Source organism: Anaerococcus vaginimassiliensis (assembly GCF_900626155.1).
GTDB classification, from domain to species: domain Bacteria; phylum Bacillota; class Clostridia; order Tissierellales; family Peptoniphilaceae; genus Anaerococcus; species Anaerococcus vaginimassiliensis.
Map to the genome: position 1 here is coordinate 653,997 of NZ_LR130844.1, position 15,887 is coordinate 669,883.

At 33.9% G+C, this 15,887-nt stretch carries 16 protein-coding genes; 14 read left to right on the plus strand and 2 right to left on the minus strand.

Annotated elements, in window-relative coordinates:
* Positions 1-100: 100 nt before the first annotated feature.
* The 3 genes from sppA to E0D87_RS03395 all read left to right on the plus strand — a co-directional run bounded on the left by sppA (position 101) and on the right by E0D87_RS03395 (position 4,242).
* Positions 101-1,084, plus strand: coding sequence for a signal peptide peptidase SppA (sppA, locus tag E0D87_RS03385; protein WP_130819342.1), 984 nt, complete (start codon positions 101-103; stop codon positions 1,082-1,084).
* Positions 1,077-1,541 carry an RDD family protein gene (locus tag E0D87_RS03390; protein ID WP_130819343.1) on the plus strand — a complete coding sequence of 155 codons (465 nt, stop codon included), beginning with the start codon at positions 1,077-1,079 and terminating at the stop codon, positions 1,539-1,541. Before sppA ends, E0D87_RS03390 begins: the two co-directional genes overlap by 8 nt.
* Before the next feature lie 172 nt (positions 1,542-1,713).
* Positions 1,714-4,242, plus strand: coding sequence for a ribonucleoside-diphosphate reductase subunit alpha (locus tag E0D87_RS03395; RefSeq protein ID WP_130819344.1), 2,529 nt, complete (start codon positions 1,714-1,716; stop codon positions 4,240-4,242).
* 41 nt (positions 4,243-4,283) lie between these two features.
* Here E0D87_RS03395 and E0D87_RS03400 read toward each other — a convergent pair whose 3' ends face one another.
* On the minus strand, positions 4,284-4,628 hold the full coding sequence (locus E0D87_RS03400; protein ID WP_130819345.1) for a hypothetical protein: 345 nt from the start codon (positions 4,626-4,628) through the stop codon (positions 4,284-4,286).
* A 105-nt stretch (positions 4,629-4,733) separates the two neighbouring features.
* Between E0D87_RS03400 and E0D87_RS03405 the strand changes: the two genes are divergently transcribed.
* Complete coding sequence (locus E0D87_RS03405) at positions 4,734-5,060, plus strand: phage holin family protein (RefSeq protein ID WP_130819346.1); 327 nt, start codon at positions 4,734-4,736, stop codon at positions 5,058-5,060.
* 11 nt (positions 5,061-5,071) lie between these two features.
* Complete coding sequence (locus tag E0D87_RS03410) at positions 5,072-6,130, plus strand: ribonucleotide-diphosphate reductase subunit beta (RefSeq protein WP_130819347.1); 1,059 nt, start codon at positions 5,072-5,074, stop codon at positions 6,128-6,130.
* 46 nt (positions 6,131-6,176) lie between these two features.
* On the opposite strand, the gene E0D87_RS03415 is transcribed toward E0D87_RS03410, so the two are convergent.
* Positions 6,177-7,316, minus strand: coding sequence for a hypothetical protein (locus E0D87_RS03415; protein WP_130819348.1), 1,140 nt, complete (start codon positions 7,314-7,316; stop codon positions 6,177-6,179).
* Positions 7,317-7,430: 114 nt separating this feature from the next.
* Here E0D87_RS03415 and E0D87_RS03420 point away from each other — a divergent pair, with 114 nt between their 5' ends.
* From E0D87_RS03420 to E0D87_RS03460, 9 genes are read left to right on the plus strand one after another with little or no spacing between them, the layout of a single operon-like run.
* Positions 7,431-7,754: an ATPase V gene (locus tag E0D87_RS03420; RefSeq protein WP_130819349.1), complete on the plus strand. Its 324-nt coding sequence runs from the start codon at positions 7,431-7,433 to the stop codon at positions 7,752-7,754.
* A complete protein-coding gene (locus E0D87_RS03425; RefSeq protein WP_130819350.1) occupies positions 7,741-9,678 on the plus strand; it encodes a V-type ATP synthase subunit I in 1,938 nt (645 codons plus the stop codon). The genes E0D87_RS03420 and E0D87_RS03425 overlap by 14 nt, the downstream gene beginning before the upstream one ends.
* Positions 9,671-10,141, plus strand: coding sequence for a V-type ATP synthase subunit K (locus tag E0D87_RS03430; RefSeq protein WP_004835039.1), 471 nt, complete (start codon positions 9,671-9,673; stop codon positions 10,139-10,141). The genes E0D87_RS03425 and E0D87_RS03430 overlap by 8 nt, the downstream gene beginning before the upstream one ends.
* A gap of 15 nt (positions 10,142-10,156) precedes the next feature.
* On the plus strand, positions 10,157-10,708 hold the full coding sequence (locus E0D87_RS03435; RefSeq protein WP_130819351.1) for a V-type ATP synthase subunit E: 552 nt from the start codon (positions 10,157-10,159) through the stop codon (positions 10,706-10,708).
* A 9-nt stretch (positions 10,709-10,717) separates the two neighbouring features.
* Positions 10,718-11,782: a V-type ATP synthase subunit C gene (locus tag E0D87_RS03440; RefSeq protein ID WP_130819352.1), complete on the plus strand. Its 1,065-nt coding sequence runs from the start codon at positions 10,718-10,720 to the stop codon at positions 11,780-11,782.
* Complete coding sequence (locus E0D87_RS03445; protein WP_130819353.1) at positions 11,775-12,086, plus strand: V-type ATP synthase subunit F; 312 nt, start codon at positions 11,775-11,777, stop codon at positions 12,084-12,086. Before E0D87_RS03440 ends, E0D87_RS03445 begins: the two co-directional genes overlap by 8 nt.
* Before the next feature lie 11 nt (positions 12,087-12,097).
* The gene (locus tag E0D87_RS03450; protein WP_130819354.1) at positions 12,098-13,855 is read left to right on the plus strand and encodes a V-type ATP synthase subunit A; all 1,758 of its coding nucleotides are present in this window, start codon (positions 12,098-12,100) and stop codon (positions 13,853-13,855) included.
* Positions 13,855-15,222, plus strand: a complete 1,368-nt coding sequence (locus tag E0D87_RS03455) for a V-type ATP synthase subunit B (protein WP_004834967.1) — start codon at positions 13,855-13,857, stop codon at positions 15,220-15,222. The genes E0D87_RS03450 and E0D87_RS03455 overlap by 1 nt, the downstream gene beginning before the upstream one ends.
* A 9-nt stretch (positions 15,223-15,231) precedes the next feature.
* Entirely contained in the window at positions 15,232-15,867 is a 636-nt protein-coding gene (locus E0D87_RS03460) for a V-type ATP synthase subunit D (protein ID WP_130819355.1), read from the plus strand.
* Positions 15,868-15,887: the final 20 nt, after the last annotated feature.

Genomic DNA, 15,887 nt, shown 5'->3' on the forward strand with positions numbered 1-15,887 from the left:
ATATTGTACTTATTACAAAGAAAAAAAGCAATCTAATCTTAACTTAACATAGGGCTTTGATCTATGGTATACTTTTACTAGAATAAAAAAAGGAGTGTATATGAAAAACAACGCAAAAAGATGGATAGCTCTTGGTATAACCTTGTTAGTATTTGTGATATCTGCATTTGCCAAGGATAAACAAGATCAGATGGAAGAAGGCATTAGAGATAAGTATATCAAGGATATAACTAGCTTCTCTAACTATACTGAGGAAGTTTATAAGGGAACTAACTCAAAAGAAAAAATTAAAATTGTGGATGTAGATGGAGTAATTCAATCAAATGATGCAAATGACTTTGTTGTTGAAGAGTTAAAAAAAGCCAAAGAAGATCCTCTAGTAAAAGGAGTAATCCTAAGAGTAAATTCACCAGGTGGATCAGTTTATGCATCAGAGAAAATTGCTAATCAAATAAAAGCATTGAAAGAAGCTGAAAAGCCAGTATACACAGTTATGGAAGAGATGGCGGCAAGCGGTGGATACTATATATCTGCACCTACTGACAGAATATATGCGTCAAATGAAACATGGACAGGTTCAATTGGTGTAATCATCCAATCAAAATCTCTCCAAGGCTTGTTTGAAAAATATGGAATAAAAGAGCAAAATATCACGACAGGAAAGATGAAAGATGCAGGAAGTGTCGGTCGAGACATGAATGATGAAGAAAAAGCCTACTTCCAAGGATTAGTTGATTCTGCCTTTGATAGATTTGTACAAATTGTTGCTGAAGGAAGAGGACTTTCTGAAAGAGAAGTTAGAAAGATCGCTGATGGTAGGGTGTACGATGGTAACCAAGCCTTAGACATAGGTCTAGTAGATAAGATAGGAGATCTTGACCAAGCTATTTCAGAGATGGCAAGCGAAAATGGACTACAAGATCCAATGGTTATAGAAAATAATGACGTGATGAGCTCATTTAACTCACTATTTTCAATGGCTATGGACCTTAAGAAAGAATCATCAGACCTTGCGATTTTGGATAAAATGATCAAAGAAAATGATATGAAGCCAATGTATTTATATGGAGCATACAATGACTGAAGTAAACCTAGATTTTAAAGAAAGAGATTATACTTTTGCATATGCTGGGTTTTTTATAAGGCTTGTTGCCTTTATCATAGATATGTTAGTGGTAGGAGCAATTTTTACGATAGTTAAGACCTTCCTTCCAACAGATGTAGAGATTTTATCGTTTAAGCTAGGAGATATTTTAGAAACATTAATAACTCTTGCCTATTTTTGTCTAATGACGTTTTTTACAAATGGAAGGACTTTGGGAAAGATGATTCTAGGACTTAGAACTATATCACTAACTTCAGATAAACTTAGCATATCTCAAGTGCTTTTAAGAGAAATTGCTGGAAGGTATGTAACAAACAAATTTAAAATATTATATTTAATAGTTGGTTTTAGTCCTAAAAAACAAGGACTATTTGATGTTCTCCTAGATACAACTGTAGTTAAGGAAGATATTTTTAACCACCTATATAAAAATTAAATATATTTTTAAAAACTGGTTAAATAGCACAAAATTAGTGAAAAAGCTAATTTGTGCTATTTTCTATTACTTTTAAAAACCACAATATATGGTATGATAATAAGCGGCAAATGAAATAATAGCACTACATATAGTGTTTATAATATATAGTTAATTTAATTAAGGAGAGCCCATGCAGATTATAAAAAGAGACGGAAACAAAGTGGACTTTGAGAAAATCAAGATAGAAAGAGCTATTTCCAAGGCGTTTTTCTCTGTTGATAGTAGCATTACAGAAGAAGAGCTAAGAAAGATGTCCGATAGAATTGAAAAGACAATTAAGCAAAAGTATCCCAAAGACCATATTCCAACAGTAGAAGAGGTCCAAGACCTAGTGGAACTTACCTTAATTGATGAAAATTATTATAGAGAAGTAAAGTCCTTTATTCTATACAGGGCTAAACACAATATGGATAGAAAGGTTTTGGCTGATTTTTCAAGATATATAGAGGATAAGAAGGTCCTTAATATAATAACCGAAGTCCAAGAAGAATTTGACAACCAAAGGTATCCAATAGAGTCTTTGTTATTTAAGTTTGAATCTTTCCTTAAGCCAAACATGACAGAAGAAGATATGCTAAAGGCTCTAACTAGAGCAGCAAGCGAGCTTACCAGCAAGGAATCTCCAGATTGGGAGATTATAGCGGCAAGATTTTTGATGTATCAAATAGATCTTGAAATAGAAAAAAGCGAAGAAAGATACGAACTTTTTGATTTTAAGTCAAAAATTGAGTTTCTAACAGAAAAGGGCTTGTATGGAGCTTATATTTTAGAAAACTATTCATCAGAAGAAATAGATGAGTTAGAAAAATACATGGACTATTCTAGAAACAATATCTTTACCTATTCAGGACTTGACCTACTTAGGAAAAGATACCTAATTACTAATCACAAGGGTGATTTGATAGAAAGAGTTCAAGAAATGTTTATGGGAATAGCCATGCATCTTGCTATACCAGAAACTGACAAGGTAGCCTTTGCCAAAAGACTTTATGATATCTTGTCAAACTTAAAAGCAACTATGGCAACCCCAACTATGACCAATGCTAGAAAGCCATTTAACCAACTTTCCTCATGTTTCATAGATACAGTTCCAGACACATTGAAAGGGATTTATCGTTCAGTAACAAACTTTGCGGAAGTATCAAAACACGGTGGTGGAATGGGTCTATACTTTGGAAAAGTAAGGGCCAATGGATCAGATATTCGTGGCTTTGAAGGAGTTGCAGGAGGAGTAATCCGTTGGATAAGACTTGCTAACGATACAGCAGTTGCAGTTGACCAACTTGGAGTAAGACAAGGAGCTGTGGCAGTATATCTTGATATTTGGCACAAGGATATACCAGAATTCTTGGGACTAAGAACTAACAACGGTGATGACAGAATGAAGGCTCACGATGTCTTCCCTGGAGTTTGTGTGCCAGATCTATTCTGGAAATTAACTAGAGATGATATAAATGCTGATTGGCATATGTTTGATCCTCATGAAGTAGAGAAAAAATATGGAAAAGCCTTAGAAGATACCTATGGTGAAGAGTTTGAAGATTTTTACCACAAGCTTGTAGCTGACAAGGATATTTCAAGAAGAACAATGTCTGTCAAAGATATGGTGAGGCTTCTAATAAAATCATGGACCGAAACAGGAACTCCATTTATATTTAATAGAGATATTGTAAATAAAGCAAATCCTAATAAACATAAGGGAATGATTTATTCATCAAACCTATGCACAGAGATCGCCCAAAACATGAGCCCATCAGAATCAATTTCTACAGAAATAGTAGATGAAAATGGCGATACGATTATTGTAAATAAGACAAAACCGGGAGATTTTGTTGAATGTAACTTAGCGAGTTTAACTTTAGGTAAGGTAGATGTCAATGATCCTACAGATTTGGAAGAAACTGTAAGAACAATCGTTAGAGCTTTGGACAATGTAATAGACTTAAACTACTATCCAACTCCATATGCCAAGGTAACTAACAAAAAATATAGGGCTATTGGACTTGGAACAAGTGGCTACCACCACATGTTAGTTAAAAATGATATCAGATGGCAAGATGAGAAGGCTCATGAAGAATTTGTCGATAGAGTATATGAAGATATAAACTACTACGCGATCAAAGAATCTATGGAGATTGCCAAGGAAAAAGGATCTTATTCTTGTTTTGAAGGAAGCGACTGGCAAACAGGAGCTTATTTCGACCAAAGAGATTACAAATCAGAAAGATGGGAAAAATTAAAAGAAGAAATAAGAGACAGTGGACTTAGAAATGGATATCTAATGGCAGTAGCTCCAACAGGATCAACATCAATTATATCCGGAACATCAGCAGGAGTAGACCCAATTATGAGTCGTTACTTCCTAGAAGAGAAAAAAGGTGCGATTGTACCAAGAGTTGCACCAGGACTTACAACTAAGACTTTCTGGCTTTATGAAAACGCCCACGATATTGACCAAAATATCTCTATGAGAATGGCAGGTATTAGACAAAGACACATCGACCAAGCTCAATCAGTAAATATTTATATAACAACAGAATACACTATGAGACAGATCCTAAATGTATATATAACAGCTTGGGAATCTGGAGTTAAATCAATCTATTATGTAAGAGGAAAATCCTTAGAGGTTGAAGAGTGTGACTCATGTGCAAGTTAAAAATTAAATAAGATTATAAGAAGGACCTAAAAAGGTCCTTTTTAATTTTCATTAATGGAAGTTATACCATCAATGATAAAGTTTAAGACTATGTAAGATAAGGCTAAATAAATAATATAAAATCTTTGATTATCATTTAAGAAAGTAAAAAAATCAATATTTAGCTTATCTTGGATAATTGATAGAAGAATTGTGGCAAAAATTAATATAAATAACGCCAATATCTTATTTCTTCTAGTCTTCTTTCCTCTATAAATTAAATTTTTCTCTCTAAGGGCAGAAATGAAAAATAAAAACATAAGAAATATAAGTATGTAAGTAGGAATTTTCATAAAAAATCCTAAGATAAGAGCAAGTAGATACAAAATTCCGCTAATAAAAATCATAAGACTCCTCCTTTTTAAAATATTGTACTTTAGAGGAAAAAGTTTTCTATCTTGCTCTTATTTTTTAATCTAATATAATAATACAAACAAGAAAAAGGAGTTATTATGATATTATTTATAACAAACACCATAGCTCTTTGGCTTATGAGTTACTTCATCACTCATATTTCATTTGATAAACCAATGGCTTTGGTCTTAACAGCAGTTGCGCTTACAATTATAGAAACATTTGTAAAACCAATCTTAAAGTTTTTATCATTCCCAGTGACAGTTTTAACCTTGGGTCTATTTAACTTGGTTATAAATGCCTTCGTCTTATATTTAGCCTTCAAATTTGTCGATGGAGCACATATAGACAGCAACTTATTTAGCATGATTTTCGCAAGCATTATACTTGCAATACTTGCATCTATTATTCAATCAATATTATAAAGGAGGATTACATGGAAGAAAGCAAAAGAAAAGAAGTTGAAAAGCGTGGTATTTTCAATGAAGATGGTGATATTGATCTAGCAAAAAGAAAGATTATTCAAGGAAATACAACCAACCTAAATGATTTTAACAACTTAAAATACACATGGACTAGTGATTGGTATAGACAAGCTATGAACAACTTCTGGATTCCAGAAGAAATCAACCTAAACCAAGATATAAAAGACTATAGAAACCTAGATGAGCATGAAAAAAGAGCCTTTGATAGGATTCTTTCTTTCCTAACTTATCTTGATTCAATTCAAACAGCCAATTTACCTAACCTACAAACATACATTACAGCAAACGAAATAAACCTATGCTTATCAATTCAAACATATCAAGAATCAATCCACTCTCAATCTTACTCTTATATTCTTGATACAATTTGTTCTCCAGAAGAAAGAACAAGAATTCTTTACCTATGGAAAGAAGACGAACATCTTCTAAAAAGAAATGAATTTATTGGAGAACAATATAATGAGTTTTTGAAAAATGATGACGAATTTAGGTTTATGAAGGCGCTTGTGGCAAACTATATCCTAGAAGGAATTTACTTCTACTCAGGATTCTCCTTCTTCTATAACCTTGGAAGAAATGGCAAAATGCCAGGTACAGTTCAAGAGATTAGATACATCAATAGAGATGAAAACACCCACTTATGGCTATTTAGATCTCTTATAAATGATTTGAGAAAAGAAAGAGAGGATCTATTTACTAAAGAACATCAAGAATACTATAGGGATATGTTAAAAGAAGGTGTAGAGCAAGAGATAGCTTGGGGCAAATATGCTATAGGAGATAATATAGCAGGCCTAAGCGAGAAAATGATAGAAGATTATATCAAGTATCTAGGAAACCTAAGAGCTAAAGGCCTTGGCTTAGAAGCTTTATATGAAGGATACACAGAAATACCAGATTCTATGAAATGGGTAGATGAATACTCAGATCCAAATGCAGTTAAGACAGACTTCTTCGAAGCGAAAGTAACAGCATATTCCAAATCATCAATCATAGAAGATGACCTATAAAACTAAAGCCTAGCTATAGCTAGGCTTTTATGTTTCACATGAAACATTATTTTATGGAGTTTATTATAGATGTAGTCATTATTTTTGTTTGAGCAGTATTTGTTATAGGACCTAGGATAAAGATACTTATGAATTTATCTTCTCCTTCTATGACGATTTTATCCCCTTTTAGACTATAAGCTGGCATGTATAGGTTTGCACCAGATTTTAGATAAGGGAAGTTTCTGACAGTTCCTGCTTCTACTAGACCCTTATTTACGATATTTGCAGGATATATTATAGATCCTGAGTTCTCATCAAAAACATCATTTAGCTTCTTATTATCTTTATCTTGGACTTTTACTATAATTTCTGAAACAATAGTTCCATTTTTCTTTGAAACATATGCTTTCATATCATTTTCATCTTGATTTAAGATGAAATTATCTGGAATATTTAGTGAAAAACTATCTAATTCTACTTTATTTCCTGCGTATATATCAACCGCATCAGTATAATCTGTAAAGTCTTTTCCTACCTCGAGAGGATCATCGTTTGTTGTATAGATTCCTGTTAGGATATCTGCCATAAGGTCGTCTGCTACTTTACTTAAATTTCTATCTTCTTTTATAGTAAAATGTATTTTGGAAGTAGGTGTTTCTACTAAAAAATGAACTAGATAGTAGTCGTTTTGTTTACTAATAAAGTAAGCGGATTTTATATTTGACATGGGGTTACTAGTTATCTTGCTTATAACCTGCTCTTTTGACCCGAGACTTGCAGTTAACATTTCACAAGACTTTATTAAATCATCTTCTTTAAGAATTTCGACATTTTCTATCTTTCTAAAGCTAATATCTAGATTGTATTTGTCAGACTTTGGTAATTCTATCTTGTAAGTTTTATCGTTTTTATTAACTTTAGCTCTAGAAGGGATTCTAATATATACATTTTCAAAGAAAAATTCTTTGCTATAATCTAAATTTTCAAGCTCTTTTAATGAGTAAGGCTCGTTTTCTTTGGTTTGAATATTTGATGGAATACTCAGAGAGCTTGACCTAGTTTCGATATTCCTTTGATTTTTATTGTTTGTTTCTCTTTGATAGGCAATTTCTTCTTTTTGCCCGATGTTTTCTTTAGTTTTTGGGGTATTATTTTGACAGCCTGTAAGTAAGACAGACAAAATTAGTATTGTTAATATTTTCATAATAAGGTTCCTTATATTTATAAATTTATGTTTAAAAAGCTTATTTATCGGTTAATTATATCATATATAGGTATTTTATGATATAATTTTAATAAGGCAAATAGGGGGTGAAAGATGGCTGACGATATTTTATTGAAAGTCAAGGAAGCTGAAGATAAGGCGACTGAGACTATCGATAATGCAAAAATTAAAGCTCGTGAAATAGTCGACCAAGCGAAAGCGAAGGCTGACGAAGAATACAAAGATATTATTGCGAGTGCCAAAAGTAAAGCTACTAAGATTCTTAAAGATGCAGAAGAAGCTGCAAATAAAGACAAAGAGCCTACTATCGAAGAAGCGAAAGCTTATAGCGATAAGATTAAGGATCAAAGTAAGGAAAAAATTGATAGTATAGTTAACTCATTAAGCGAAAGGATTATAGAAAATGGCAATAGTTAAAATGAATAAGTTTAACTTGCTAGCTTTTAAATCCGACAGGGATGAACTACTAAATTCCCTCCAAGCTTTTAACTACGTTCACTTTAATGATCTTAAGAGAGATGAAGAAAAAACTTACCTAGAAGAGGTTAGAAATACAGAAAGACTAAACGCTTTGGATTCAGATATGACAAAGGTTGATTATGTGATATCTATTATTGAGTCATATATGAAAGATAGAGGATTAGATCTTGATAATGATTTTAGTGAACTTTCCCTAGAAGGCGTAAAGCAAAGGGGAGAAAATTTTGACTTTGGCTTAGTTTATGGAAAAATTAAGGACTTAGTCGAAAAAAGAGAAAATGCCTTAGCTAAAAGAAGTGATTACCAAAATAAGCTAAGCGCTCTAAAACCTTGGAAGGATATTGATGTAGATATCGAAAAACTCTATGATTCTAAGAGAGTTTTTGTTGAGACTGGAACTGTTTCAAGTCAGTTTTATGAACAAATACAAAAAGCTCTCGTAGAAAGAAATCTAGAAAAATCTTTAGTTTACAAGGTCTCAGAAGCTGACAAGACCAATTATATTGTCGCAGTTTCAAGCCTTGATGAAAAAGACGATTTAATAGATTTAATCAGAGAGTTCGGTTTTAGCAGAGTTAAAATTAATTCTAACAAGAGGATAGTAGATGAAATTGACGATCTATCCTACAATTTAAAAGAAAATCAAGAATCTATAGATAGTATTGAAAAAGAAATCGTAGATTTTAAAAAATATTTAAAAGATTTATACATCTACAAAGCTTATATCTTAAATAAGAGAAGAAAGGAAGAATCGAGCGAATTTTTCCTTGAGACAAATCTTATGAATGTAATCGAAGGTTATGTTCCGGTTGATAAAACTGAAAGATTTAAGAAAGATGTAAAGGATGTTTTAGGAGAAAACTACATTCTTGATATCAAAGAAGCCGACAAGGATGATAGTAAAGTTCCTATAATACTTAAAAACAACAAATTGGTTGATCCATATGAGGAAGTTGTTAAAACTTACTCTTTGCCAAAATATAACGAGATTGACCCAAGTGGACTTGTGGCTATATTTTATACAATATTTACGGGTTTCATGATAGGAGACTTAGGCTATGGAGCGCTTGCTGTTATAGCAATACTTCTAGCCCTAAAATTCAAAAAATTCCCAGAATCTACTGAGAAGACGCTGAGGTTATTTTTAAGAATATCTATATCAGCCTGTGTTTTCGGATTCATATTTGGATCTGTCTTTGGCGGAATAATAGATGTTCCATTTGGCTGGATTGATACAGCAAAAGACATCAACGAACTAATCGTTATGAGCTTGGTAATTGGTGGTATTTCTCTATTTACGGCTCTTGGAGTCAAGGGATATATGTACCTAAGGGATGGAAAGCCAATGGATGCCTTCTACGATGTAGGCTTTATGTATATGGCAGTAGGTGGAGCTATCGCTCTAGCACTTACCAAATCACCAATAGCCAAATGGGTTATGATAATTGGTATAGTTGGAATCTTGTTATTTGCAGGAAGAGATGCTGCCTCAATAGGTGGTAGACTTGGTTCAGGTGCCTATGATGTATATGGACTAACTGGTTGGATAGGAGATTTTGTATCATTCCTAAGACTTATGGCTTTAGTTCTATCAGGAGGTTTTGTTGCTTATTCAGTAAACATAATCGTAAAGATGGTAGCAGGAGCTGGAATTGGAGGACTAATAGCTGGAGCTATAATATTTATAGTATTCCAATTATTTAATATGTTCCTTTCTTATCTTTCAGCATATGTTCACGGCCTAAGGCTAATATATGTAGAGATGTTCAATAAATTTTATGAAGGTGGCGGAGTTAAGTTCCGTGAAATGATCGAAGATACTAAATTTGTCAAAATATTAAGAGGAGGAGACAATGAGTAATTTTTTTATTGAAAATGGTGGAATAGTACTAGCAGTACTAGCAGCAGCAGTAGCAACATTTTTAGCAGGTATGGGTTCTGCTAAGGGAACAGGTATGGCAGGTGAAGCAACAGCAGCACTTACAGTAGAAGAACCAGAAAAGTTTGGTAAGGCACTTATCTTACAACTTCTTCCAGGTACTCAAGGTCTTTATGGATTCGTAATTGGATTCTTTATTTACCAACAAGTAATAGGTGGAGATATAGATTTTGCTAAAGGACTTTATCTATTAATGGCAGCACTACCAGTAGCAATAGTAGGATATTTCTCTGCAATTAGACAAGCAAGAGTTGCTATAGCTGGTGTAAATATTCTAGCTAAAAATGAAGATGAGTTCATCAAGGGTGTAATTTATTCTGTAATGGTTGAGTTATACGCTATCCTTGGATTCGTTATTTCCCTACTACTTGTACTAAATGCTTAGTATTAGGATAAGATTATGAATAATCTTGATTTAATATTACAAAGCATAAAGGATAAAGCAAGCACAGAAGAAAATCAAATAATAAACGCTGCCAAAGACCAAGCTTCAAGCATTCTAGAAGAATCTAGTGCAAAAGCAAAGGCAGAAGCAGAAGAAATCACTGAAAAAGCCAACAAAGAAGCAAAACTTATCTTAGAAAACGAAAAAGTTTCAGCTAAAAGAGAGGCTAGAGATTTAGTTATTTCCGGCAAAAACCAAGTCATTGATGAAGTTTTGGAAAAACTAATTTCAAATCTTAAAAATATGGACAAGGATTCTTACAAGAAGTTTGTCCTAAATACTATCCAAAACTCTAATATAGAAAAGGGAGAAATTCTCCTTCAAAAAAACCTAAAAGACGCTCTAACAGAAACTGACCTTAAGGGACTTACAATTTCTGATGAGAGCGTGGATGAAGGTTTTATAATTAGAGATGGCAAGATAGAATATGATAATAGATTTTCTTCACTAGTAAAATATAAGATGGACGATATTAAAAAGCAAATATCAGACAGTTTATTTAAGTGAGGTGATTAGATGAAAAAAGATGACTATATAGGCGCATCTATTTCTACAAGAATGTATGAAAAAAACCTCCTTACCAGAGCAGATCTTGAGAGACTAAACGATTATGATTCTCTAAGAGATGTTCTAAATCAGCTAAATGATACAATCTATAGAGAATCTATAAATAACTTAGCTAGGCCAGAAGAATATGAAAATATACTAAAATCTGAGCTTAGAAGGTCTTATGAGGTAATTAGAGATATCGCTCCAGATAAGGATATCTTAAATTACATGCAAGAAAAATATAACTTCCATAATTTAAAAGTTCTTATAAAAGAAATCGTCCAAGACAAAGATTACTCAAATCTTTACTTGGATATGGGAGATATAGATTTTTCTTATATTAAGAAAAACCTCATCAAAGAAGAAGATAAGTCCAATATTTTTGATAATATTGAGGGACTAAAATCTAAAAAAGAAGTAGAAATTTCTAAAAATGTAAATGATACTTACTTAGCTTTTGCTAAAAAAGCTTTGGATAAATTCAAAGAGACTAACAACCCTCAAGATATAGATATATCCTTAGACAAGAGCTATTATGAAAGACTCTTAGAAGATGCTAATAACCTTGGATTAGAAAGTTTGATAGACTTTACCAAAGAGAGAATAGACCTTATGAATTTAAAGAGTCTATTGAGAATAAAAAGCCAAGAAGAAAGCATAGAAAAACTTGATGAAGCACTAATAGATGGTGGTTTTATCGAAAAAGATAAATTTAAAGAATATTTTGATTTTGATATAAATACCCTTCAAGCGGGTCTTTCTAGCCAGAAAGTAGGCAAATACGTCAAAGACGTACTAACAGATAAGGATAAACTCGATAATAATATTCTAAATCTTGAAAAGGCTATAGATGCTCACATGGCAGATTTCACAAGGGATTCTAAGATGGTTACATTTGGACCTGAAGTTTTGATGAATTATATAATTTCCAAAGAAGCTGAAGTTAAAAACTTGAGGATTCTTCTTGTATCTAAGCAAAACAAACTGCCAAAAGAGTTTACTTTAGAAAAGTTGAGGAAATCTTATGTATAAAGTAGCAGTAATAGGAGATAAGGACTCAATCCTTGCATTCAAGGCATTGGGTGTTGAAGTATATACAGCAATAGATGGAGAAGATGCAAAAAAAACTATCAAGAAATTAGCAAAAGGCGAGTATGGAATAATATTTATAACAGAAGCCTTGGCTAAAGAAATTCCATCTACTATTGACAAATATAGAGAAGAAATGACTCCAGCCATTATCCTAATCCCATCCAACAAGGGATCTATGGGTATAGGACTTGCTGATATCAACAAATCTGTTGAAAAGGCAGTTGGAGCAAATATTCTAGATTAAAGGAGCTTAATTTGAATAAAGGTAAAATTACAAAAGTATCTGGACCATTGATAGAGGCAGAGGGATTATCCGAAGCTAATATCTATGACGTGGTCGAGGTATCAAAAGATAAGCTCATCGGCGAAATAATTGAGATGAGAGGGGATGTTGCCAGCATCCAAGTTTACGAGGAGACAACTGGAATTGGACCTGGCGATGAAGTAGTATCTACAGGTCATCCCCTATCAGTAGAACTTGGACCAGGTATGCTTGAGAGAATGTACGATGGTATCCAAAGACCACTTGAAAAACTTGAAGATCTTGCTGGAGAATTCCTAACAAGAGGTGTAACAAGCCCAGCCCTAGATAGGGACAGAGTTTGGGAATTTAATCCAACAGCAAGTGTTTCTGATAAGGTAGAAGCAGGTGATATCATTGGAGAAGTAGAAGAAACAAGTGTAATCACTCATAAGATTATGATTCCACTTGGAATATCTGGAACAATCAAAGATATCAAGGCTGGTGAGTTTAAAGTCGATGAAACAGTTGCAATTATAGAAACTGAAGATGGGGATAAAGAAGTAACTATGGTCCAAAAATGGCCAGTAAGAACTGCCCGCCCATCTAAAAGAAAACTTGACCCTAATGAACCACTAATTACAGGTCAAAGGGTAATAGATACATTCTTCCCAGTAGCTAAAGGTGGTACTGCAGCAATCCCAGGACCTTTTGGTTCAGGAAAGACTGTTGTTCAACACCAAATCGCAAAATATGCTGATGCCGACATAGTTATCTATGTAGGTTGTGGTGAACGTGGAAACGAGATGACTGACGTACTTAATGAATTCCCAGAGCTAATCGATCCAAAAACTGGTGAATCAATCATGAAACGTACAGTTCTTATTGCAAACACATCAAACATGCCAGTAGCTGCCCGTGAGGCAAGTATTTATACAGGAATTACTCTTGCTGAATACTTTAGAGATATGGGATATAACGTAGCTATGATGGCAGATTCCACATCCAGATGGGCAGAGGCCCTCCGTGAGATGAGTGGTCGTCTTGAAGAGATGCCAGGAGATGAAGGTTTCCCAGCTTATCTTGCAAGTAGAATCGCAGACTTTTACGAAAGAGCTGGTAAGGTAGAAGTTTTAGGATCTAGAGATGATATAGGTTCATTATCAGTTATTGGAGCTGTAAGCCCTCCAGGAGGAGACTTGTCAGAACCAGTAACCCAAGCTACCCTTCGTATAGTAAAAGTATTCTGGGGACTTGATTATGACCTATCTTATCAAAGACACTTCCCAGCTATAAACTGGCTATCATCTTATTCTTTGTATCAAGATAAGATGGATAAGTATATCGATAGTGAAGTAGATGAAGATTTCTCTAAAAATAGAAAAAGATCAATGAGTCTCTTGCAACAAGAATCAGGACTTCAAGAAGTAGTAAGGCTTGTAGGACGTGATGCTTTATCTGATGATGACAAACTAAAACTAGATGTTACAAAATCAATCAGAGAAGATTACCTCCAACAAAATGCCTTCCACGATGTAGATACTTATTGTTCACTTAAAAAACAAGATAAGATGCTAAATGTGATACTTTATAACTACGATAAGTCACTAGAGGCATTGTCAAATGGAGTAGAACTAGAAGATATTGAAAAACTTCCAGTTCGTGAGAGAATAACAAGACTAAAACTAATCTCAGAAGATGATATAGATCAAATTAATGAGATTAGAAGTGAAATAGATAAGCAAATTGATGAGCTTATAAGGGAGGCATAATGTTAAAAGAATATAAAACAGTTTCTGAAGTAGTTGGCCCTCTTATGCTCGTTGAGGGAGTAGAAGGTGTCAACTTTGATGAGCTTGTAGATATCGAAATGCAATCTGGTGAACGCCGCCGTGGACGTGTTATAGAAATTAACAAAGATCGTGCCATGGTCCAACTTTTCGAAGGATCTACAGGAATTAACCTAAAATCTACATCAGTTAGATTTTTGGGAAGACCACTTGAGCTTGGTGTATCTGAAGATATGATAGGACGTGCCTTTAATGGTTTAGGTGAGCCAATCGACGACGGTCCTTCTATAATTCCAGAAGAAAAAAGAGATGTAAATGGTACAGCAATAAATCCAGTATCAAGAGATTATCCATCAGAATTTATCCAAACAGGAATTTCTACTATAGATGGACTTAACACTCTAGTTCGTGGACAAAAACTTCCTATCTTTTCAGGGAACGGACTTCCACACAACCAAGTAGCAGCACAAATTGCTAGACAAGCTAGAGTATTATCTGATGATGAGGGATTTGCGGTAGTATTTGCAGCTATAGGTATCACTTTCGAAGAGGCTCAATTCTTCATGGATGACTTTAGAAAAACAGGTGCTTTGGATAGGTCTGTTCTATTTATGAACCTTGCTGATGACCCAGCAATAGAGCGTCTATCAACACCAAAGATGGCCCTAACTGCTGCAGAATATCTTGCTTTTGAAAAGGATATGCAAGTTCTTGTTATAATGACAGACATGACAAACTATGCAGAAGCCCTTCGTGAGGTATCAGCTGCTCGTAAGGAAGTTCCAGGTCGTCGTGGATACCCAGGATATTTATATACAGACCTTTCAACTCTCTATGAAAGAGCAGGAAAACTTCGTGGCAAACCAGGAACAATTACACAAATTCCTATATTATCCATGCCAGAAGATGATATTACTCACCCAATCCCAGACCTAACAGGATATATTACAGAAGGACAAATAATCCTTGATAGAGGTCTCTATAATCAAGGAGTAGAACCACCTGTATCTATCCTTCCATCCCTATCAAGACTTAAAGATAAGGGTATAGGAAAAGGAAAAACTAGAGAAGACCATGCAGATACTATGAACCAAATCTATGCAGCCTACGCATCAGGTGTCGATGCTCGTGAGCTACAAAAGATCTTGGGTGATTCTGCTCTATCAGAAGCTGACCTTGCCTTCGCAAAATTTGCCAAGGAATTCGAAGAAAGATATATAAACCAAGGTTATTACACAAATAGGACTATAGAAGATACCCTAAACCTAGGTTGGGAACTACTAAAAATAATACCAAAATCAGAGCTTAAGAGAATTGACGATAAGTTAATTGAAAAATATTTAGATTAGGAGATAGCCATGGCAAGATTAAAAGTAACGCCAACAAGGATGAATCTAAATACATTAAAAGAAAGACTTGCAACTAGTAAACGTGGCTACAAGCTACTAAAAGATAAGCAAGATGAGTTAATGAGACAGTTCTTAGAGCTAATTAGAAAAAATAAAAAATTAAGGGAAGAAGTAGAAAAAGAACTAGAAGATTCTTTTTCTGACTTCCTAATCGCAAGTGCTTTTATGAGCCCAGAGTTTCTAGAAGAAGCAGTAAGCTTTCCTACACAAAAACTTGGCGTTGATATAAGTATAAAAAATGTCATGAGTGTAAGAATTCCTAAGATGGAATTTAAGGTAGAAGAAAATGAAAATGCCAGCATGTTTCCTTACGGATATGCAGAAACTTCTGCAGGTCTAGATAAGGCAATAAAGGGATTAAATGAAGTAATGAATAGGCTTCTAGAACTTGCTGAGCTAGAAAAAACTACTCAACTTATGGCGGATGAAATTGAAAGCACAAGAAGAAGAGTAAACGCCCTAGAATATAGGACTATTCCAGATCTTGAAGAAACTATCAAATATATAAGGGCAAAACTAGAAGAAAACGAGAGAGCAACAATATCAAGACTGATGAAGGTAAAAGATATTATCTCAGATCAATAAAAGTAAGAAGGCCAGTTAGG

Bases quoted from the DNA above. Each gene is read 5' to 3' on its own strand.
- sppA (WP_130819342.1), top strand. From the start codon at position 101: ATGAAAAACAACGCAAAAAGATGGATAGCTCTTGGTATAACCTTGTTA.
- E0D87_RS03390 (WP_130819343.1), top strand. From the start codon at position 1,077: ATGACTGAAGTAAACCTAGATTTTAAAGAAAGAGATTATACTTTTGCA.
- E0D87_RS03395 (WP_130819344.1), top strand. From the start codon at position 1,714: ATGCAGATTATAAAAAGAGACGGAAACAAAGTGGACTTTGAGAAAATC.
- E0D87_RS03400 (WP_130819345.1), bottom strand. From the start codon at position 4,628: ATGATTTTTATTAGCGGAATTTTGTATCTACTTGCTCTTATCTTAGGA.
- E0D87_RS03405 (WP_130819346.1), top strand. From the start codon at position 4,734: ATGATATTATTTATAACAAACACCATAGCTCTTTGGCTTATGAGTTAC.
- E0D87_RS03410 (WP_130819347.1), top strand. From the start codon at position 5,072: ATGGAAGAAAGCAAAAGAAAAGAAGTTGAAAAGCGTGGTATTTTCAAT.
- E0D87_RS03415 (WP_130819348.1), bottom strand. From the start codon at position 7,316: ATGAAAATATTAACAATACTAATTTTGTCTGTCTTACTTACAGGCTGT.
- E0D87_RS03420 (WP_130819349.1), top strand. From the start codon at position 7,431: ATGGCTGACGATATTTTATTGAAAGTCAAGGAAGCTGAAGATAAGGCG.
- E0D87_RS03425 (WP_130819350.1), top strand. From the start codon at position 7,741: ATGGCAATAGTTAAAATGAATAAGTTTAACTTGCTAGCTTTTAAATCC.
- E0D87_RS03430 (WP_004835039.1), top strand. From the start codon at position 9,671: ATGAGTAATTTTTTTATTGAAAATGGTGGAATAGTACTAGCAGTACTA.
- E0D87_RS03435 (WP_130819351.1), top strand. From the start codon at position 10,157: ATGAATAATCTTGATTTAATATTACAAAGCATAAAGGATAAAGCAAGC.
- E0D87_RS03440 (WP_130819352.1), top strand. From the start codon at position 10,718: ATGAAAAAAGATGACTATATAGGCGCATCTATTTCTACAAGAATGTAT.
- E0D87_RS03445 (WP_130819353.1), top strand. From the start codon at position 11,775: ATGTATAAAGTAGCAGTAATAGGAGATAAGGACTCAATCCTTGCATTC.
- E0D87_RS03455 (WP_004834967.1), top strand. From the start codon at position 13,855: ATGTTAAAAGAATATAAAACAGTTTCTGAAGTAGTTGGCCCTCTTATG.
- E0D87_RS03460 (WP_130819355.1), top strand. From the start codon at position 15,232: ATGGCAAGATTAAAAGTAACGCCAACAAGGATGAATCTAAATACATTA.